This window comes from Mycobacterium sp. NPDC050551, assembly GCF_040674075.1.
Taxonomy (GTDB): domain Bacteria; phylum Actinomycetota; class Actinomycetes; order Mycobacteriales; family Mycobacteriaceae; genus Mycobacterium.
In genome coordinates this window covers 1,240,188-1,255,434 of sequence record NZ_JBFARC010000001.1, presented here as the reverse complement: position 1 = coordinate 1,255,434, position 15,247 = coordinate 1,240,188, and the positions used below count along the sequence as shown (strand labels likewise).

General features: G+C 70.2%; 20 protein-coding genes. 8 read left to right on the top strand and 12 right to left on the bottom strand.

Features of this window, described 5'->3' with window-relative positions:
* Positions 1-69 precede the first annotated feature (69 nt).
* From AB0K11_RS06060 to AB0K11_RS06050, 3 genes are read left to right on the top strand one after another with little or no spacing between them, the layout of a single operon-like run.
* Positions 70-726: a glycosyltransferase family 2 protein gene (locus tag AB0K11_RS06060; RefSeq protein WP_364973330.1), complete on the top strand. Its 657-nt coding sequence runs from the start codon at positions 70-72 to the stop codon at positions 724-726.
* Between the two features lie 20 nt (positions 727-746).
* Entirely contained in the window at positions 747-1,388 is a 642-nt protein-coding gene (locus tag AB0K11_RS06055) for a DUF2064 domain-containing protein (protein ID WP_364973773.1), read from the top strand.
* A 3-nt stretch (positions 1,389-1,391) separates the two neighbouring features.
* Positions 1,392-2,021: a methyltransferase domain-containing protein gene (locus AB0K11_RS06050; RefSeq protein ID WP_364973328.1), complete on the top strand. Its 630-nt coding sequence runs from the start codon at positions 1,392-1,394 to the stop codon at positions 2,019-2,021.
* Here the strand turns inward: AB0K11_RS06050 and AB0K11_RS06045 are convergent.
* From AB0K11_RS06045 to AB0K11_RS06025, 5 genes are all read right to left on the bottom strand, one after another.
* Positions 2,002-2,490, bottom strand: a complete 489-nt coding sequence (locus AB0K11_RS06045) for a hypothetical protein (protein WP_364973326.1) — start codon at positions 2,488-2,490, stop codon at positions 2,002-2,004. The genes AB0K11_RS06050 and AB0K11_RS06045 overlap by 20 nt on opposite strands.
* A gap of 1 nt (position 2,491) precedes the next feature.
* Complete coding sequence (locus tag AB0K11_RS06040; protein WP_364973324.1) at positions 2,492-3,754, bottom strand: molybdopterin-dependent oxidoreductase; 1,263 nt, start codon at positions 3,752-3,754, stop codon at positions 2,492-2,494.
* A 70-nt stretch (positions 3,755-3,824) separates the two neighbouring features.
* Positions 3,825-4,610, bottom strand: coding sequence for an SDR family NAD(P)-dependent oxidoreductase (locus AB0K11_RS06035; RefSeq protein WP_364973322.1), 786 nt, complete (start codon positions 4,608-4,610; stop codon positions 3,825-3,827).
* A gap of 47 nt (positions 4,611-4,657) precedes the next feature.
* Positions 4,658-6,013: a hypothetical protein gene (locus AB0K11_RS06030; RefSeq protein ID WP_364973320.1), complete on the bottom strand. Its 1,356-nt coding sequence runs from the start codon at positions 6,011-6,013 to the stop codon at positions 4,658-4,660.
* A gap of 64 nt (positions 6,014-6,077) precedes the next feature.
* Positions 6,078-6,692, bottom strand: a complete 615-nt coding sequence (locus AB0K11_RS06025; protein ID WP_364973317.1) for an MSMEG_1061 family FMN-dependent PPOX-type flavoprotein — start codon at positions 6,690-6,692, stop codon at positions 6,078-6,080.
* Positions 6,693-6,755: 63 nt separating this feature from the next.
* Between AB0K11_RS06025 and AB0K11_RS06020 the strand changes: the two genes are divergently transcribed.
* A complete protein-coding gene (locus AB0K11_RS06020; RefSeq protein WP_364973315.1) occupies positions 6,756-7,097 on the top strand; it encodes a DUF3140 domain-containing protein in 342 nt (113 codons plus the stop codon).
* Here the strand turns inward: AB0K11_RS06020 and menE are convergent.
* The gene (gene menE, locus AB0K11_RS06015; protein WP_364973770.1) at positions 7,081-8,178 is read right to left on the bottom strand and encodes an o-succinylbenzoate--CoA ligase; all 1,098 of its coding nucleotides are present in this window, start codon (positions 8,176-8,178) and stop codon (positions 7,081-7,083) included. The two genes, AB0K11_RS06020 and menE, sit on opposite strands and share 17 nt — an antisense overlap.
* Positions 8,179-8,228: 50 nt before the next feature.
* Positions 8,229-8,531: a DUF3349 domain-containing protein gene (locus AB0K11_RS06010; RefSeq protein ID WP_364973313.1), complete on the bottom strand. Its 303-nt coding sequence runs from the start codon at positions 8,529-8,531 to the stop codon at positions 8,229-8,231.
* A 233-nt stretch (positions 8,532-8,764) separates the two neighbouring features.
* Between AB0K11_RS06010 and AB0K11_RS06005 the strand changes: the two genes are divergently transcribed.
* Genes AB0K11_RS06005 through AB0K11_RS05995 form a run of 3 tightly spaced genes read left to right on the top strand, consistent with a single transcriptional unit; the run spans position 8,765 to position 10,631 of the window.
* Positions 8,765-10,009 (top strand): inorganic phosphate transporter, encoded by a 1,245-nt coding sequence (locus AB0K11_RS06005; RefSeq protein ID WP_364973311.1) that lies wholly within the window; start codon positions 8,765-8,767, stop codon positions 10,007-10,009.
* Between the two features lie 20 nt (positions 10,010-10,029).
* Positions 10,030-10,314 (top strand): hypothetical protein, encoded by a 285-nt coding sequence (locus AB0K11_RS06000; protein ID WP_364973309.1) that lies wholly within the window; start codon positions 10,030-10,032, stop codon positions 10,312-10,314.
* An 11-nt stretch (positions 10,315-10,325) separates the two neighbouring features.
* A complete protein-coding gene (locus AB0K11_RS05995) occupies positions 10,326-10,631 on the top strand; it encodes a DUF3349 domain-containing protein (protein ID WP_364973307.1) in 306 nt (101 codons plus the stop codon).
* A 12-nt stretch (positions 10,632-10,643) separates the two neighbouring features.
* On the opposite strand, the gene AB0K11_RS05990 is transcribed toward AB0K11_RS05995, so the two are convergent.
* Positions 10,644-11,015, bottom strand: a complete 372-nt coding sequence (locus AB0K11_RS05990) for a VOC family protein (RefSeq protein ID WP_364973305.1) — start codon at positions 11,013-11,015, stop codon at positions 10,644-10,646.
* A 155-nt stretch (positions 11,016-11,170) separates the two neighbouring features.
* On the opposite strand from AB0K11_RS05990, the gene AB0K11_RS05985 reads away from it, so the two are divergent.
* Positions 11,171-12,220, top strand: coding sequence for a diguanylate cyclase (locus AB0K11_RS05985; RefSeq protein WP_364973303.1), 1,050 nt, complete (start codon positions 11,171-11,173; stop codon positions 12,218-12,220).
* An 18-nt stretch (positions 12,221-12,238) separates the two neighbouring features.
* Here the strand turns inward: AB0K11_RS05985 and AB0K11_RS05980 are convergent, their stop codons facing one another.
* The 4 genes from AB0K11_RS05980 to AB0K11_RS05965 are packed head-to-tail and all read right to left on the bottom strand — an operon-like array spanning position 12,239 to position 15,229.
* On the bottom strand, positions 12,239-13,114 hold the full coding sequence (locus AB0K11_RS05980; protein ID WP_364973301.1) for an SDR family oxidoreductase: 876 nt from the start codon (positions 13,112-13,114) through the stop codon (positions 12,239-12,241).
* A gap of 33 nt (positions 13,115-13,147) precedes the next feature.
* The gene (locus AB0K11_RS05975) at positions 13,148-14,059 is read right to left on the bottom strand and encodes a 1,4-dihydroxy-2-naphthoyl-CoA synthase (RefSeq protein WP_364973298.1); all 912 of its coding nucleotides are present in this window, start codon (positions 14,057-14,059) and stop codon (positions 13,148-13,150) included.
* An 11-nt stretch (positions 14,060-14,070) separates the two neighbouring features.
* Entirely contained in the window at positions 14,071-14,523 is a 453-nt protein-coding gene (locus AB0K11_RS05970) for a nitroreductase family deazaflavin-dependent oxidoreductase (protein WP_364973296.1), read from the bottom strand.
* A gap of 10 nt (positions 14,524-14,533) precedes the next feature.
* Positions 14,534-15,229: an HAD-IA family hydrolase gene (locus tag AB0K11_RS05965; RefSeq protein ID WP_364973293.1), complete on the bottom strand. Its 696-nt coding sequence runs from the start codon at positions 15,227-15,229 to the stop codon at positions 14,534-14,536.
* Positions 15,230-15,247 lie beyond the last annotated feature (18 nt).

Here is a 15,247-nt window from a genome sequence, read left to right as displayed (position 1 = left end):
GCGCTGATGTCATCGATTCGTCACCGATGCGCCGTTTGCCGACCGCGGGCTCTGGCTACTGTCGACAGCATGCCCGACTGTCCGGTGACCGTGGTGCTGCCGTGCCTGAACGAGGCGGCGTCGTTGCCCGGCGTGCTCTCGGCGCTGCCGTCCGGATACCGGGCCCTCGTCGTCGACAACAACTGCACCGACGGGACCGCCGACATCGCGCGCAGCCACGGGGCCGACGTGGTCGCCGAAGCCCGCGCCGGATACGGCGCCGCGGTGCACGCCGGGGTGGTGGCCGCGGGCACCCCGGTGGTCGCGGTGCTGGACGCCGACGGCTCGCTGGATCCGGGGGAACTGCCTGCTCTGGTCGCCGCGCTGGACCGCGGGGCCGACATGGTGATCGGCCGCCGCCGTCCGGTGCGCGGGCTGCGCTGGCCGTGGCACGCCCGCCTCGGCACGGCCGCGGTGTGCTGGCGGCTGCGTCAGCGGCACGGGCTGGCCGTCCACGACATCGCGCCCATGCGGGTCGCGCGGCGCGACGCCCTGCTGGGGCTGGGTGTCGTCGATCGGCGATCCGGGTATCCGGTGGAACTACTGGTCCGAGCTGCCGCTGCGGGCTGGCAAGTGACCGAGTGCGACGTTTCCTACGGGCCGCGCACCGGTGGCAAGTCCAAGGTCAGCGGCTCACTGCGCGGCAGTGTGGTCGCCGGGCTCGACTTCTGGAAGAGGATCTCGTGATCCCGGTGACGCTCCTGGTGATGGCCAAGGCCCCGGTGCCCGGCCTGGCCAAGACGCGGCTGGCGCGCACTGTGGGCAACGACGTCGCGGCGGTCGTCGCCGCCGCGGCACTGCTCGACACGTTCGACGCGGTGTGCGCGGCAGGCGTGCGGTCCCGGGTGATCGCGCTGACCGGAGACCTCGGCAGGGCCGCCTGCAGCGAAGAGATCCGGGCCCGGCTGGCGGACTTCACGGTCATCGAGCAGCGCGGTGACACGTTCGCCGACCGGCTCGCCAACGCCCACGCCGACGCGGCCGCCGCCACGGACGGTGCCCCGGTGCTGCAGATCGGCATGGACACCCCGCAGGTCACCGGCGAACTGCTGACGCGCTGCGCGGAACGGCTGCTCGACGCCGAGGCGCTGCTGGGGATGGCCGTCGACGGCGGCTGGTGGGTGCTCGGCGTGCGGTCCGCCGCGGCGGCCGACTGCCTGCGTCAGGTGCCGATGTCGCAATCCGATACCGGCACGCTCACCCGGCAGGCGCTGGAGCACAAGGGACTGGAGGTCACGATGGTCGACGAACTCGCCGACGTCGACACGGCGGCGGATGTCGACGCCGTCCGGCGACGATGTCCACCCGGCTCGAGGTTCCCGTTCGCGACGGCGGCGGCGGGACTGTAGCCGATGCTGGGAAACCTCTACGACCGCGCCCTGGACGGCGAAAGATGTTGGCTGCGCAGCGATGACGGTGACGTGCGCGCCCTGCCGGTGCGCAGCTGGCTCGGCGGAAGGCACGCCGACCAGGCGTTCGACGAGGCGATCGTCGACCTCTGCGAGGGGCCGACCATCGACTTGGGTTGCGGCCCCGGGCGTCTGGTGGTCGACCTGATCAAGCGCGGCATTCCTGCCCTCGGTGTGGACCAGTCGGCGACGGCGGTGGAACTGGCCCGCCGCAACGGCGCTCCCGCGCTGCGCCGCGATGTCTTCGCCGAACTGCCCGGTACCGGTCGGTGGCAGACGGCGCTGCTGGCCGACGGCAACGTCGGCCTCGGCGGCGATCCGCGACGGGTACTGCGCCGGGCGGCCGAACTGCTGCGCCCCGACGGCCGGTGCGTGGTCGAGTTCGATGCCGTGGCAACGGGTGTGCGTGCTCGCATGGTGCGCCTAGAGTCGTCCGAGACGATCGGGCCGTGGTTCCGGTGGGCGTCGGTGGGCATCGACTGTGCGGCGGCGCTGGCCGACGAGGTGGGCCTGGCGCTGACGTCGATCCATCCGGTCGGCCGCCGGGTGGTCGCTATTCTGGGGTCGCCGTAGGGGTTCGGCGTGCCGTCGCCAGCCGGACGGCGTAGACGACGGCGCTCGCGGTGAACATCGCGGCGGTGAGCAGCAGCCAGCGGCCGAGAAACGGTTCCTGGGTCTGTCCCGTGGCGGCCGTGTAGGCGGGCCCGCCCTGAGAGATGATGCCGGGCAGGAACATCAGCAGGGTCAGCCCGGCGCCGAGCGCGGGGATCCGCAGGTGGTTCAGCACCGGAACGGGCATCGGGATACGCAGCGTCAGCGTCAGTACGCGGTCGGCGAGCGCGTACAGCGGGAACAGCACCAGGTCGTGCAGGATCACCGCGGCGGCGAACCACACCGCGATGGACTGCCACCACACGTTCGTGTTCCACAGCGCACGCCAGCCGATCGTCGCGATCACCTCGCCGAGGAGCGCGAATCCGGCGATCAGTGTGAGCAGGTGCAGCGGGTGTGACCCGTACACCGCACGGAACCGGGCGACCATCTCAGCGCCCCACGAAGTCGATGCCGGACACCCACTTGGTGTTGTGCACGCCCGGCAGCGCCGGGACGATGATCCGTGCCGGGTAGCCGTGATCGAGTGAGAGTTCGGCGTCGTTGACCCGCAGGGCGAGCAGCGCGTCCGGATGCGTGACCTGATTTGCCTGCAGCGCAGCGCGATTGAAGGCGCCCCGGCGTTCCACCGAGAACACCCTCGCCGAGGCCGGAGCGGGGACGCCCGCCCGCTCCGCCAGGTCTCGCAGCCGCACACCGGTCCAGGTCTCGGTGGTCGACCAGCCCTCGACACACGCGATGGGCAGCCGCGCGGTGTGCTGGGGCATCGCCCGCAGCGTCGCGAGGTCCAGCACGACCGGTGTGGGCCCTCCGCGCAGCGTGAGCCGCCATCCCGCGCCGGTGTTCTCGGCCGTGATGCGCGCGGCGGCCGCGGTGCGGTTGACCTGGAAGTCGTTGGGCCCGTCGCCGCGGGTGCGGCCGCGGGGCAGCAACAGCGCCGCCTGCCTGGTGACGCCGCCGAGGGTCTGACCTGCCGTCAGCACGGCGACCAGCAGGGCTCCGCCGCCGACGAGGGCGAGCGCGCCGCGGCGGCTCATCGTCGCGGGGTCCGGGTCGACGGACACCAGCCCGTCGGCGTCGTAGCGCTCCGGCCGGGTGTCGGCGCGGTTGGTACGCAACACCTCGCGCATGGACATCGACCGCACGCCGGCCCACATCCGGGGCAGCTTGATCGCGACATGGACGACGAAGCCGGCGATGAACACCCAGGCGCCGAAGTAGTGGGCGGTGTAGAAGCTGAACCCGAAGATGTAGTCGTACTGGATGTTCAGCACGCCGGTGACGATCTCGAAGAGGATGCCGCCGACCAGCATCAGCAGCGAAACCCGTTCGAGCAGTTGGGCGATCGACCGGGCGGGCGGCCAGGCGAAGAGCTTGGGAATCACCGACCACAGCTTGGCCAGCACCACCGGCACGATGATCAGGCCGAGCCCGACGTGTAGACCCTGGTTGAGGCGGTACAGCCACGACGGGTCGGTGGGCCAGTCGAAGGTGGGCAGTTTCAGCCATCCGACGTCCGCGGGTGCGGCCTGGCCGAACTGCGGCCCGTACGCGATGTAGGACAGCAGGCCGGTCAGCGTGATGATCGGCAGCGCGATCAGCAGCACCGCGCCCAGCGTCGACGTCAGCCACAGCCCCCGCAACGGACTGCGCCAACGCGGCGGCTTCGGGCCACCCAACGGCCGCTTCGCCATCGGGTCATTGTCGCCCACTCAGCGGATTCCGGCTCCGACACGCGCAGTGTGTCACCGATCCGTCAGCCCCTCAGCGGTTGGTGGGAGCGGAGATCAGCCGGCTGCCGACGGCCTTCACCGTGTCCGGCAGCACCCGGCTGACCGTACCCATGATCTTCGACGACACCCCGCCGCCGACGACCTTCTGGTCGCCCCGCATCAGCGCCTCGAAGCCTTGGCGGGCGACCTGCGCGGGATCGTCCTTGCTCATCTTCCCGACCGGGGCGCCGTCGAGGTTGGCGCGGTGGAAGAAGTTGGTGTCGGTGGGGCCGGGCATCAGCGAGGTGATCGTGATCGAGCTGTCGCGGAACTCGTCGCGCAGCGCCTCGGCGAAGGACTGGACGAACGACTTCGACGCGTTGTACACGTTCTGGTAGGAGCCCGGCATCATCGATGCCACCGACGAGGTGAACAGCACCTTGCCCTCGCCGCGGTTCGCCATGTCCCGCAACACCAGTTTGGCGAGGTGAACGGTGGACCGGACGTTGAGGTCGATGATGCTCAGGTCGTCGGCGAGCTCGGTCTCGATGAACTTGCCGCCGCGGCCGATGCCTGCGTTGAGCGCCGCTGCCGACAGCACGCGGCCACCCTCGATCGCGCTGTGGTAGACGTGCTCGACGCCGTCGGCGGTGCGCAGGTCCGCCTGCACGGCCTGCACGGCGGTGCCGAATTCGGCGAGCCGGCCCGGTACGTCGTTGATGCCGTCGTCCTCGGCGGTGACGACCAGGTCGTAGCCGTGCTGTGCGAACTGCCTGGCCAGTTCGAATCCGATTCCGCTGGAGGCGCCGGTGATGAGAGCGGTTTTGGCTTCAGACATGTCGATCGGCTACCCGGCCGCGGTGCCGCCAAACTGCCTCGGGTGAATCACCAATTCGTGAATATCAGATGGTTCAGCACCAACGCGCCGAGCACGTTCAGGGCGAGCCAGTACCGCTGCGCGCGTGGCGGCAGCAGCGCCCCGGCCGCGGTCAGCCAGATCGTGAACGGCAGCCAGATCCGCTCGGTCTCGGCCTTACTCAGCATGCTCAGATCCGCGCAGACGATGCACAGCAGCGCGCCGATGAGGACGATGTGCAGCCCGCAGCGACGGCGGATCGCGGAGATGTCGAAGACCCGGCCGATGCCGGCCACGCTGCCGAGGCCGATCGCGCACACCACCGACGCGAAATTGGCCCAGCCCCAGTACTGGAACGGCCGCTCGACGGCGATGCCCTGCCAGTACCGCTCCTGCACGAGGTGGTAGCCGTCGAACCACCAGAAGCCGGCCAGGGCGAACGCGCCCACTACGGCGAGTGCAGCGAGAACGGCAGGCGCGAACGCGCGCAGGGCGCAACGCCAGTCGGCCGCGCAGATCAGCACCGCGACGGCGAGCAGCGCGATCAATCCGAGGCCGTAGTTGAGGAAGATGCCCCAGCCCAACAGCGCGCCCGCGGCGATGGCGGCCACCTCCGGCCACCGCACGGTGCGGCGGACGGCCAGCGCCAGCAGCGCGAGTCCCCAGGCAGCCACCCCGGCGAAGTAGCCGTCGGCGGACACCGCGATCCAGATCGCCGTCGGGGCGACGGCCACGAACGGCGCCGCCAGTCGCGCGGTGTGCTCGTCGGTGAGTGCGCGGACGGCAACGATGATCGCCGCCGCGGCACTCGAGCCGACCAGCAGGCACCACACCCCGGCCCAGCCGCCGCCGCCCAGGCCGATGCGGTCCAGCCACACGAAGGTCAGCAGCGCGCCCGGCGGATGCCCGGACACGTGGGTGATCCACGAGTCGGGCTGGAAGTCCAGGATCCGTCCGGCGAACGTGCGGACCATCTCCGGTGCGTCGGTGACATTCGGCACCTCGAGCAGGTATTCGTGGCGCGCGGTGAGCCGGCCGGCGAAGCCGCGCTGCCAGCCGTCGACCATGGCCAGTGCGAACGCCCACGCCGCGGACGTCGCCCATACGCCGAAAGTCAGGGCCCGCCAGGGCAGGCGCTGTGCGAGTGCCGGGCCCCACAGCACCGCGGCCAGCGCGATGAGGATCGCCGGTGCGGTGCCCCACCCGGTGTGTGCCTCCCACCAGCCGAACACCGGTGACGTGGCGGCAAAGCTGCGGAACCGTTCGGGCGTGGCGTTGAGCAGCGGGGTGACCACGTCGAGGTGCAGGTGCGGGACGACGAACGCGGCCACCAGCAGCAGCACGCCGATGGTGACCGAGATCGCCTCTCTGCGATACGCCCGCACGACCGCCAGCCTATGGGCTACCGCAGGGCGGCGGCCTGACCATTCGGTGACACCGGCGCGCTGGTCAGTAGAGCATCTTCCGCAGGTTGTCCTCGCTGTAGTACGCGTCCAGCTCGTCCTGACTCATGGTCGGCTTGAACGTCTTGGCGAGCTGCGCGACAGACGGCACGACGTCGGGGGTCCAGCTCTCCGGTTTCCACGCGTCCGACCGCATGAAAGCCTTGGAGCAGTGGAAGAACACCTCCTCGACGTCGATCTCCAGCGCGAGGATGGGCCGCTTGCCCTTGACGGCCAGCGCGTCGAAGTAGTCGGCGTCCGCGAGCACGCGGGCACTGCCGTTGACGCGAAGCGTGTCGCCGCGTCCGGGGATGACGAACACCGAGCCGACCCGCGGCCGCTCCAGCACGTTGAGGTAGCCGTCGACGCGCTTGTTGCCCGGCCGTTCGGGAATCGCGATCGTCGACTCGTCGATGATGTGCACGAAGCCTGCCGGGTCCCCCTTCGGCGACACGTCGACCCGGCCGTCGGCGTCGTAGGTGGCCACGAACCCGAGTCGTGCAGCGCTGAGCCAGTTCTGGTGCACCTCGGACAGCTGGGGGCTCACCTTGTTCGCGACGAACGAGTTGGGGTGTCCGACGATCGCGCGCAGCTCGTCGACGGTGGTCACTTCTCGGCGCATGCATTCATCATGCCCGAGCGTGCCAACCGATTGACGGCTCCCGGACGCGGGTAGCCGACCACCATGTCGCAACACGTAGAGGTCACCGACGACCTGTGGAACGAATTCCACCGCGTGGTCAACATGTCGTCCCGCGAGCTGCAGGACTGGCTGCGCACCAGGTCCGCCGACGAGGACAGCGAGGAACTACCCGACCACGCCGGTAGCCAGACGGGCAGGCAGGTGCTCGCGGTGCTGCAGAAGCGGCGGGTCGACCTGACCACCGAGGACGAGCACACGATGCGCAAGGTCGTCGACCGCATCCACGCCGAGCGAGGTGTCGACATGGAGCCCAAAGCCGGGCAGGAGAACTGGCGCCACCGGCTGATGACCATCGGGCACGATCCGCTCAAACCGGTGGACTGAACCGGGCGGCGAGCGCACGCCGGTCCACCTTGCCGATTCCACGGCGCGGCAGATCGTCGACGACGTGCACGTCACGCGGCGCGGCCGTGACGTCGAGTGTCTGCGCGACGTGCGCGCGCAGGTCGGCGACCGACGGGCGAGCCGCGCCGGGAGTGAGGACGAGCGCGGCCGCCACCCGCTGACCCAGCCGGTCGTCGGGGACGCCGAACACCGCGCTGTCCGCGACGGCGGCATGGGTCGCCAGGGCGGCCTCCACCAGTTGCGGCAGCACCGTGAGACCTCCTGTGCTGATCGCGTCGTCGACCCGGCCGAGCACGCGGAGCCGGCCCGAATCGTCCACCGCGCCGACGTCGTCGGTGCGGAACCAGCCGGGTTCGGCGAACGGGTCGGGCCGGACGGGGTTGCGGTAGCCCTTGGCCACCGTGGCGCCGCCCAGCACGATGCGTGAGTCGTCGAGTCGCAGCTGCACTCCCTCGAGCGGCAGGCCGTCGTACACGCAGCCGCCCGCGGTTTCACTCATGCCGTACGTCCGCACCACCGAAATGCCCGCCGCCGCAGCGCGTTCGGCAAGGCCGGCGGGCAACGGTCCGCCGCCGACCAGGACGGCGTCCAGCTCGGCCAGCGCCGCCGCGGCGACGGGCGAGCGCAGCGCCTTGTCCACCTGCACGGCCACCAGCGAGGCATAGCGCCTGCCGGAACCCATCGCCCGCACCGCGGCGGGCAGGTCGGCCGGGTCGACGTCCGCAGGCACCGCGACCGGATCGGAGCCCGCGACGATGCTGCGCACCAGCACCTGCAGGCCCGCCACGTGATAGGCCGGCAGCGCGAGCAGCCAGCGGCCGGGGCCGCCCAGCCGGGCGTGCGTCGCCTCAGCACTGGCCACCAGCGCCGCGGCGGTCAGCATCGCCCCCTTGGGCGTCCCCGTGGTGCCCGACGTCGCCATCACCACGGCGACGTCGTCGTCGATCGCCTCGCCGGCACGCAAAGCCGTTGTCAGGAGGGCGGTCTGGCGATCGTCGTGAGCGGGCACCGGCAGCAGTGCGGGGCCGCGGCCGGCCAGCACGTCCGCCACGTCGGGCAGGACCGAGGCGGCCGCACCGCCCTGGTGGACGGCCAGGGCGCGCAGGACGGCTATTCGTCCTCCCCGGCGTCGCGCGCATCGTCGAGTGGCCAACCCTGCTCGGCCAGCCGGGACCGGACCCGTTCGATGTCCTCGGGCACGGGCAGTTCGTCGGTGAACTGGGTGATGAGCACGCCGATGTCGAACTGGTCGAACTCGCCGCGATCGATCAGATCCTGGGTGAGGGTGCGGACCTCGTCGTCGGACAGCCGCCGGCGCAGCAGCGCCAGCAGGGGCACCCGGTCAGCCCCGGGGACGCCCTCGGGGTAACCCGCGGTGATCCACGCGGCGATCTTCGCCAGGAACTTGGTCACAGTGTCACTTCGGCTGTCACTTCCGACGACGTTCGGTTGCTTCGATGGTAGTGCCGGACCCGCAGATCGGGCGTCCGGACCCAAGCTGTGGGCTTGCTGTGCGTCCAACCGGGGGACGCTGAATGAACATCAGATGAACAGCTCACGGGATCTGGTAAAGCCGCTGCTCATTGGTCCGGATTCGGGCGCGAGTCGTTAGCGGATTTGGCTGAGAGTCCCTCAGAATCAACATCATGAGCTCCGAGCTGATCATCCTGGTGCTGCTGATTGCAACGGCACTGGCTTTCGACTTCACCAACGGGTTCCACGACACCGGGAACGCGATGGCGACCTCGATCGCGACCCGGGCTCTCAAGCCGAAGACGGCGGTGCTGCTGGCCGGGGTGCTCAACCTCGTCGGCGCCTTCCTGTCGGTCGAGGTGGCCCTCACGGTCACCACCTCGGTGCTGAAGATCCAGGACAGCAAGACCGGCACACTGCTGCCGAACATCGATGCGTCGATGGGCCTGACCATCATCTTCGCCGGCCTCATCGGCGGCATCCTGTGGAACCTGCTGACCTGGCTGTTCGGCATCCCGTCGAGTTCCTCGCACGCACTCTTCGGCGGCCTCATCGGCGCCGGCCTGGCCGCCGTCGGACTCGCGGGCATCAACTGGGCGGGTGTCACGCAGAAGGTGCTGATCCCCGCCGTCGCCGCCCCGGTGATCGCCGGCCTGGTCGCCGGCTGCGGAACGTGGCTGGTCTACCGGATCACCCGGCGGGTCTTCGCGAAGCGCCGCGAGGACGGCTTCCGCTGGGGCCAGATCGCCACCGCCTCGCTGGTGGCCCTGTCGCACGGCACCAACGACGCGCAGAAGACCATGGGTGTCATCGCGCTCGCACTCATCACCACCGGCCACCTCAGCGGCGACGTGAAGGAGAACGGCCTGCCGTTCTGGATCATCGCCTCCTGCGCGATCGCCATCGGCCTCGGCACCTACCTCGGCGGCTGGCGCGTCATCCGCACGCTGGGCAAGGGCCTCGTCGAGATCGAGTCGCCGCAGGGCTTCGCCGCCGAGGCGTCGTCGGCCGCGATCATCCTCAGCTCCAGCGCCGCGGGCATGGCGCTGTCCACCACCCACGTCGCCACCGGCTCGATCCTGGGCAGCGGCGTCGGCAAGCCGGGCGCCCAGGTGCGCTGGGCCGTCGCCGGCCGGATGGCACTGGCCTGGCTGGTCACGCTGCCCGCCGCCGGACTCGTTGGCGCCCTGTCGTTCTGGATCTCCCACACGGTCGCCGGCTTCACCACGCAGCTGGTGGGCGACGGCCTGATCTTCCTGATCCTGGTCGGGCTGTCCGGCTACATGTGGTGGCGTGCCCAGCAGCAGAAGGTCGACCACAACAACGTCAACGCCGACTGGGACGACAGCACGAACTCGGTGGTGCCCGCGGAACTGCGCGAGGCGACCGAGTCCACCAAGCCCGCCGCGACGGTCTGACGGCGAGAACAGGAATCCCGATGGTGTATCTGGAGAGCATCTTCAAGGTGCTGGTGATCGGCCTGGTCCTGGGCGCAGGCCTGCCCGCGATCTTCGCCTACGGCCTGGTGGCCTATTCGGCAGGCGCGGGCAACGTCGACGCCGACGGCACCACCCGCGCGCCCAACCCGGCGCTGAAGTTCCTCGGCCTTGCGCTGTTCACCGTCGTCGCCGCGGTGATCGTCATCGCACTGCTGTGGATCACCCGGACCACGATCGAACACCACTTCGGATTCAATCCCGTCCCGTTCATCCCGGCTAAGTGAGGCGACAAGCGATGACAGAGAACCAGGGCGTTCTGGACAACGTGCTCGCCTGGCTGCACGACGGCTACCCGCAGGGCGTGCCGCAGAAGGACTACTTCCCGCTGCTCGCGCTGCTCAAGCGCTCACTGTCCGAGGACGAGGTGGTCAAGGCCGCCCAGTCGGTGCTCCGGTCGACCGAGTCGGACTCCGTCACCGAGGCCCAGATTCGCACCGCGGTGCAGGCCGTCATCGACAAGGAGCCCAATCCGGAGGAGATCCACCAGGTGGCTTCCCGGCTGGCGTCGGTGGGCTGGCCGCTGGCGGCACCCGCACGCTGACCCGATCGGCCGTCAGTTCCTGGTGTCGCGGCGCAGCGGATGGTCCTCGGGAACCTGCACGAAGATCAGGTTGACGCCGTCGGGGTCGGCGACGTGTAACTCGTGCAGGCCCCACGGCTCCTGGCGGGCCTCGCGGGCGATCGGGACGCCGCGGCCAGACAGTTCGGACTCCGTCGCATAGACGTCGCGAACTTGCAGCCAGATGGTCCCGCAGGCGTCCGGACCGCCGTGCGAGGCGAGCTCGATGAGTGACTGGCCGGCGTAGAACACCGTGCCTGCGCCGTAGTCACGGGCGATCGCCAAGCCGATCTCGTCGCGGTAGAACGCCAAGGACCGCTGATAGTCCGCCGGCCGCAGCAGCATCCGGCTGGCGAGGATCTCCATGCGTTGTGTCTACCACCCGGTGCCGGGGACGCTTAGCAACGCTTGATACTGCGGGTACGGCGGGTTAGGTTGCGAGCAGCGCCAACGCATAGGGAGGCGGCGTGGTGGCTTCAGCGATCCGACGGTGGTGGACGCAACCCGATCACTTCCATTGGATGACCGCGTTCCTGGCGGCACGTCGGGTGCACGTCGGGATGCGGTACGCCATGGCGGCGACACTGGGCGGTCTGGCCGTGCTGATCATCGCCACGATCGGCAGTCCGTCCGGGCCCCAGGGCACCGCGAGCCGCCTGGTCGCGGTGGCCGTGGCGATTCTTGCGGCGTTGCTTGCGGTCGGTTCATTGGTGGTGACCTGGCCGAGTCCGCGGCTTTCGGTCGTGTTCGCACTGTTGTCGTCTGCGGGCATCAGCGCGCTGTGCCTGGCCCAGAGCGCTCCGCTGGCCGGGCTGCTGGCGAGCACCGGCTTCGCGGTCCTCGGCGGCTACATCGGCTTCTTCCACACACCGCGTCTGATGGCGGTGAACCTCGTGGTCGCCGTGGGCACCACGCTCGTCCTCGCGACGCGGCTCGTCGCCGACGGTGATCCCGCCATGGCGATGACGGCGTTCGGCTTCCTGCTGATCGTGAACCTCGCCCTTCCGCTCGCCGCCCAGAGCCTGGTGCATCTGCTGGGCATCGACTCCCTCAACGCGGACATCGACCCGTTGACGGGGTTGCTGAACCGGCCCGCCTTCTACCGCGACGCAGCGACGTTCATCGCGACCCGCGACCGGGCCGACGACCGCCACTTCGTCCTGCTCTACGTGAGTCTTGATGCGCTGGACGAGCTGGCTGACACCCGGGGGGCCGCCGCCGCGAGCCGCGCACGGGTCGACGTCGCTCAGGTGTTGCGCGACACGACCCGCCATGACGCGGTCACCGGTCACCTGCCCGACGCCGACTTCCTCATCGCCGACTGCTTCGCCGCCCCCGACGCGACGCCACTGGTCGACCGGGTCCGTCACGCCATCGCGACGACGCCGGCGAAGAACGCCGCGAGCATCGGGGTGGTGAGTGCCCCGCTGCGAGGACTGGCCGAGTACCCGCCACAGAGCCTGCTCGACGAACTCATCGCCGAGGCCGCGACGGCCATGACTCTCGCCCGCCGCAACGGCGGTGACCAGGCCCGTCACGTGGTGTATCCGGACATCGCGGCTCAGGACTGATCCACTCCCGCCGGCGGTTCAGGAGTTCGGTTGCACCTGCTGGCGCTTCATGATCGCGTCGACGGCCGCGGGGGAGAAGCTGTTGACGGCGTGCGCGGTGACCGCCATGCGCGGCGCGATCCGGGTCGGCCGGGTGCGCGCGGCGGTGACCATCCAGTCCGCGGCCTCGGACGCACTCAGCGCGGGCAGCCCGTCGTAGGCGCGTGTCGGCGCGATCATCGGTGTCTTCACCAGCGGGTAGTACAGCGTGGTCGAGTGCACGCCGTCCTTGCCCCATTCGGTCTCGACGACCCGGCTCACCGCGCTCAGCGCCGCCTTGGAGGCGTTGTAGACGGCGAACAGCGGCGAGGATTCGCTCAGCACGCCCCACGTCGAGACGTTGATGATGTGGCCGTCGCCCCGCTCGATCATCCCGGGCGCGAGGCCGCGGATGAGCCGCAACGGCGAGTAGTAGTTGAGCGTCATCGTGCGCTCGACGTCGTGCCAGCGATCCAGCGACTCGGCCAGCGGCCGCCGAATCGACTTGCCCGCGTTGTTGATCAGGATGTCGATGCCGCCGAGCTCCCGCTCCACCTCGGCGACAAGCTCGTCGACGGCGTCCAGATCCGACAGGTCGCACGCCCGCGCCCGCGCATCCCCGCCTGCGGCCACGATCCGCTGCGCGACCGCGTCGAGCAGGTCCTGGCGGCGGGCCACCACGACGACGGTGGCGCCGCGCCGGGCGAGCTTCTCCGCCGCGGCCTCACCGATGCCGGACGACGCGCCGGTCAGCAGGATCCGCTTGCCCGCGAGGTCCACTACGGGGCGCCGCTGCATCAGCTGGTCGGTCAGCGGCGGTCGCATGCTGGCCAGCAGCAGGCTCTCGGACAGTCGGCGCAGCGAGCTTCTGATCACTGTCGAAGTCTAGGCGGCGCGCGGGAACCGCCTTCAGAAGTAGCGGGGGAACCCGCTCCAGTCGGGGTCGCGCTTCTCCAGGAACGCGTCGCGACCCTCGACCGCCTCGTCGGTCATGTACGCCAATCGCGTTGCCTCACCGGCGAACACCTGCTGGCCGACGAGTCCGTCGTCGATGAGGTTGAACGAGAACTTCAGCATCCGCACCGCCTGCGGCGACTTGCCGTTGATCTCGGCCGCCCACTGCAGCGCCTCGGATTCGAGTTCGGCGTGATCGACCACGGCGTTCACGGCGCCCATCGCGTGCATCTGCTCGGCGTCGTAGGCGCGGCCGAGGAAGAAGATCTCGCGCGCGAACTTCTGACCGGTCTGACGGGCCAGGTAGGCGCTGCCGAAGCCGCCGTCGAAACTGCCCACGTCGGCGTCGGTCTGCTTGAAGCGGGCGTGCTGGCGGCTGGCCAGCGTCAGGTCGCAGGTCACGTGCAGGCTGTGCCCGCCGCCTGCGGCCCAGCCGTTGACCAGGCAGATGACGACCTTCGGCATGAAGCGGATGAGCCGTTGCACCTCGAGGATGTGCAGCCGGCCGGCCCTGGCCGCGTCGACGGTGTCGGCCGTCTCGCCTGCGGCGTACTGGTAGCCGGTGCGGCCGCGGATGCGCTGGTCGCCGCCGGAGCAGAACGCCCAGCCGCCGTCCTTCTGGCTGGGCCCGTTGCCGGTCAGCAGGATCACGCCGACGTCGGGCGACATCCGGGCGTGGTCGAGCACGCGGTACAGCTCGTCGACGGTGTGCGGACGGAACGCGTTGCGCACCTCGGGCCGGTCGAACGCCACCCGCACGGTGGGCTGCGGCCTGCCGTCGACGACGTGGCGGTGGTAGGTGATGTCGGACAGCTCGAACCCGGGCACGGGCTGCCAGGCCGACGGGTCGAAGGGGTTGTCGCTCACAGCGAGAGACGCTACGTCACCGGGTCGAAGCGGAACACCGGGCAGCGCCCGGTCAGCGCCTCGAACTCGTCGGGGTGCGGCCCGGTGACCAGGCCGGCGTTCTTCATGAAACCGACCCCCGTGGGCACCAGCACCGGGAACTGCCGGAGCAGCGGCCGGGCCTCCTCGGCGGGCAGCTCGACCAAACGCACGGGTTCACGGGTCCTGCCGCGCAGCAGCACGGCGTCAGGATTCGCCTGGGCATTGCGCACCCAGTCCGAGCCGGGAAGACCGCCCACGACGTAGCGCCGGCCGTCCACCTCGAAGGGGGTGATGGGCGTCGACCGGGGTTGGCCGGACTTGCGGCCCGTCACCGTCAGCACCACCGGACCGTCCTTGAGCAGGCCGGTCTTGTTCACCGCGATCATCACCTTGTTCACGTACTTCAGCCACCACGGCGGCCGGATTCGCTCGCTGCCGGACATGGTCGCGACGCTACGCGCAGACCGGCAGGCCGTGCTCGGCCAGCGCGCGGCGCAGGCCGTCGGGCCGCTGCGCGGTGGGTAGCGGCTCGACGAGGACGAACTCGCAGCCCAGGGCGCGGGCTCCGCCGTCGGCCTCCTCGCTGTCGCCCACCATGACGGTGTGGGCGGCGTCGACGCCCAGCCGGGTGAGCGCCTCGGCGAAGATCGCGGGGTCGGGTTTGATGGCCCCCACTTCGAACGACAGCACGAACTCGTCGACGCCGGCGCCGATGGCCGCGAACGCTGGCCGGATGTCGAACGGGATGTTGGAGACCACCGCCGTCCTGACCCCACGGGCCCGCAGGGCGGCGAGCACGTCGACGGTGTCGGGGTACGGCGTCCAGCACGCGGGGTCGATCAGCCGGGCGTACAGCGCGTCGGCATGGTGGTCGGCGAGTCCCGACGCGCGCAGCACGTGAAGGTTGGCCTCGCGGTGCAGCGCCGGCTCCAGGTCTCGCTGCGTCCAGGCGTGGTGCGCGTCCGGCGTCAGCGGAACCGCCAGTTCGACCGGCTGCGTCAGCCGTCGCATGATCTCGGACTGCGCGTGGCGGTCGACGTGGCGGCCGTCGATCTCCATGCCGGCGAACCAGCTCTCGTCCTCCTCGAGCCGGAACAGCGTGCCGGAGAAGTCGAACAGAACGGCGTCCACATGCACCATGGTCGCCATCGTGCCAGGTGTGAAAAA

What these genes read in the sequence shown, in the direction of transcription:
- AB0K11_RS06020 (WP_364973315.1), top strand. Translation starts at nt 6,756, where the DNA reads ATGTCGCAACACGTAGAGGTCACCGACGACCTGTGGAACGAATTCCAC.
- AB0K11_RS06050 (WP_364973328.1), top strand. Translation starts at nt 1,392, where the DNA reads ATGCTGGGAAACCTCTACGACCGCGCCCTGGACGGCGAAAGATGTTGG.
- AB0K11_RS06000 (WP_364973309.1), top strand. Translation starts at nt 10,030, where the DNA reads ATGGTGTATCTGGAGAGCATCTTCAAGGTGCTGGTGATCGGCCTGGTC.
- AB0K11_RS05995 (WP_364973307.1), top strand. Translation starts at nt 10,326, where the DNA reads ATGACAGAGAACCAGGGCGTTCTGGACAACGTGCTCGCCTGGCTGCAC.
- AB0K11_RS06060 (WP_364973330.1), top strand. Translation starts at nt 70, where the DNA reads ATGCCCGACTGTCCGGTGACCGTGGTGCTGCCGTGCCTGAACGAGGCG.
- AB0K11_RS05985 (WP_364973303.1), top strand. Translation starts at nt 11,171, where the DNA reads ATGACCGCGTTCCTGGCGGCACGTCGGGTGCACGTCGGGATGCGGTAC.
- AB0K11_RS05970 (WP_364973296.1), bottom strand. Translation starts at nt 14,523, where the DNA reads ATGTCCGGCAGCGAGCGAATCCGGCCGCCGTGGTGGCTGAAGTACGTG.
- AB0K11_RS06040 (WP_364973324.1), bottom strand. Translation starts at nt 3,754, where the DNA reads ATGGCGAAGCGGCCGTTGGGTGGCCCGAAGCCGCCGCGTTGGCGCAGT.
- AB0K11_RS06035 (WP_364973322.1), bottom strand. Translation starts at nt 4,610, where the DNA reads ATGTCTGAAGCCAAAACCGCTCTCATCACCGGCGCCTCCAGCGGAATC.
- AB0K11_RS05965 (WP_364973293.1), bottom strand. Translation starts at nt 15,229, where the DNA reads ATGGCGACCATGGTGCATGTGGACGCCGTTCTGTTCGACTTCTCCGGC.
- AB0K11_RS06025 (WP_364973317.1), bottom strand. Translation starts at nt 6,692, where the DNA reads ATGCGCCGAGAAGTGACCACCGTCGACGAGCTGCGCGCGATCGTCGGA.
- AB0K11_RS06005 (WP_364973311.1), top strand. Translation starts at nt 8,765, where the DNA reads ATGAGCTCCGAGCTGATCATCCTGGTGCTGCTGATTGCAACGGCACTG.
- AB0K11_RS06055 (WP_364973773.1), top strand. Translation starts at nt 747, where the DNA reads ATGGCCAAGGCCCCGGTGCCCGGCCTGGCCAAGACGCGGCTGGCGCGC.
- AB0K11_RS06045 (WP_364973326.1), bottom strand. Translation starts at nt 2,490, where the DNA reads ATGGTCGCCCGGTTCCGTGCGGTGTACGGGTCACACCCGCTGCACCTG.
- AB0K11_RS05990 (WP_364973305.1), bottom strand. Translation starts at nt 11,015, where the DNA reads ATGGAGATCCTCGCCAGCCGGATGCTGCTGCGGCCGGCGGACTATCAG.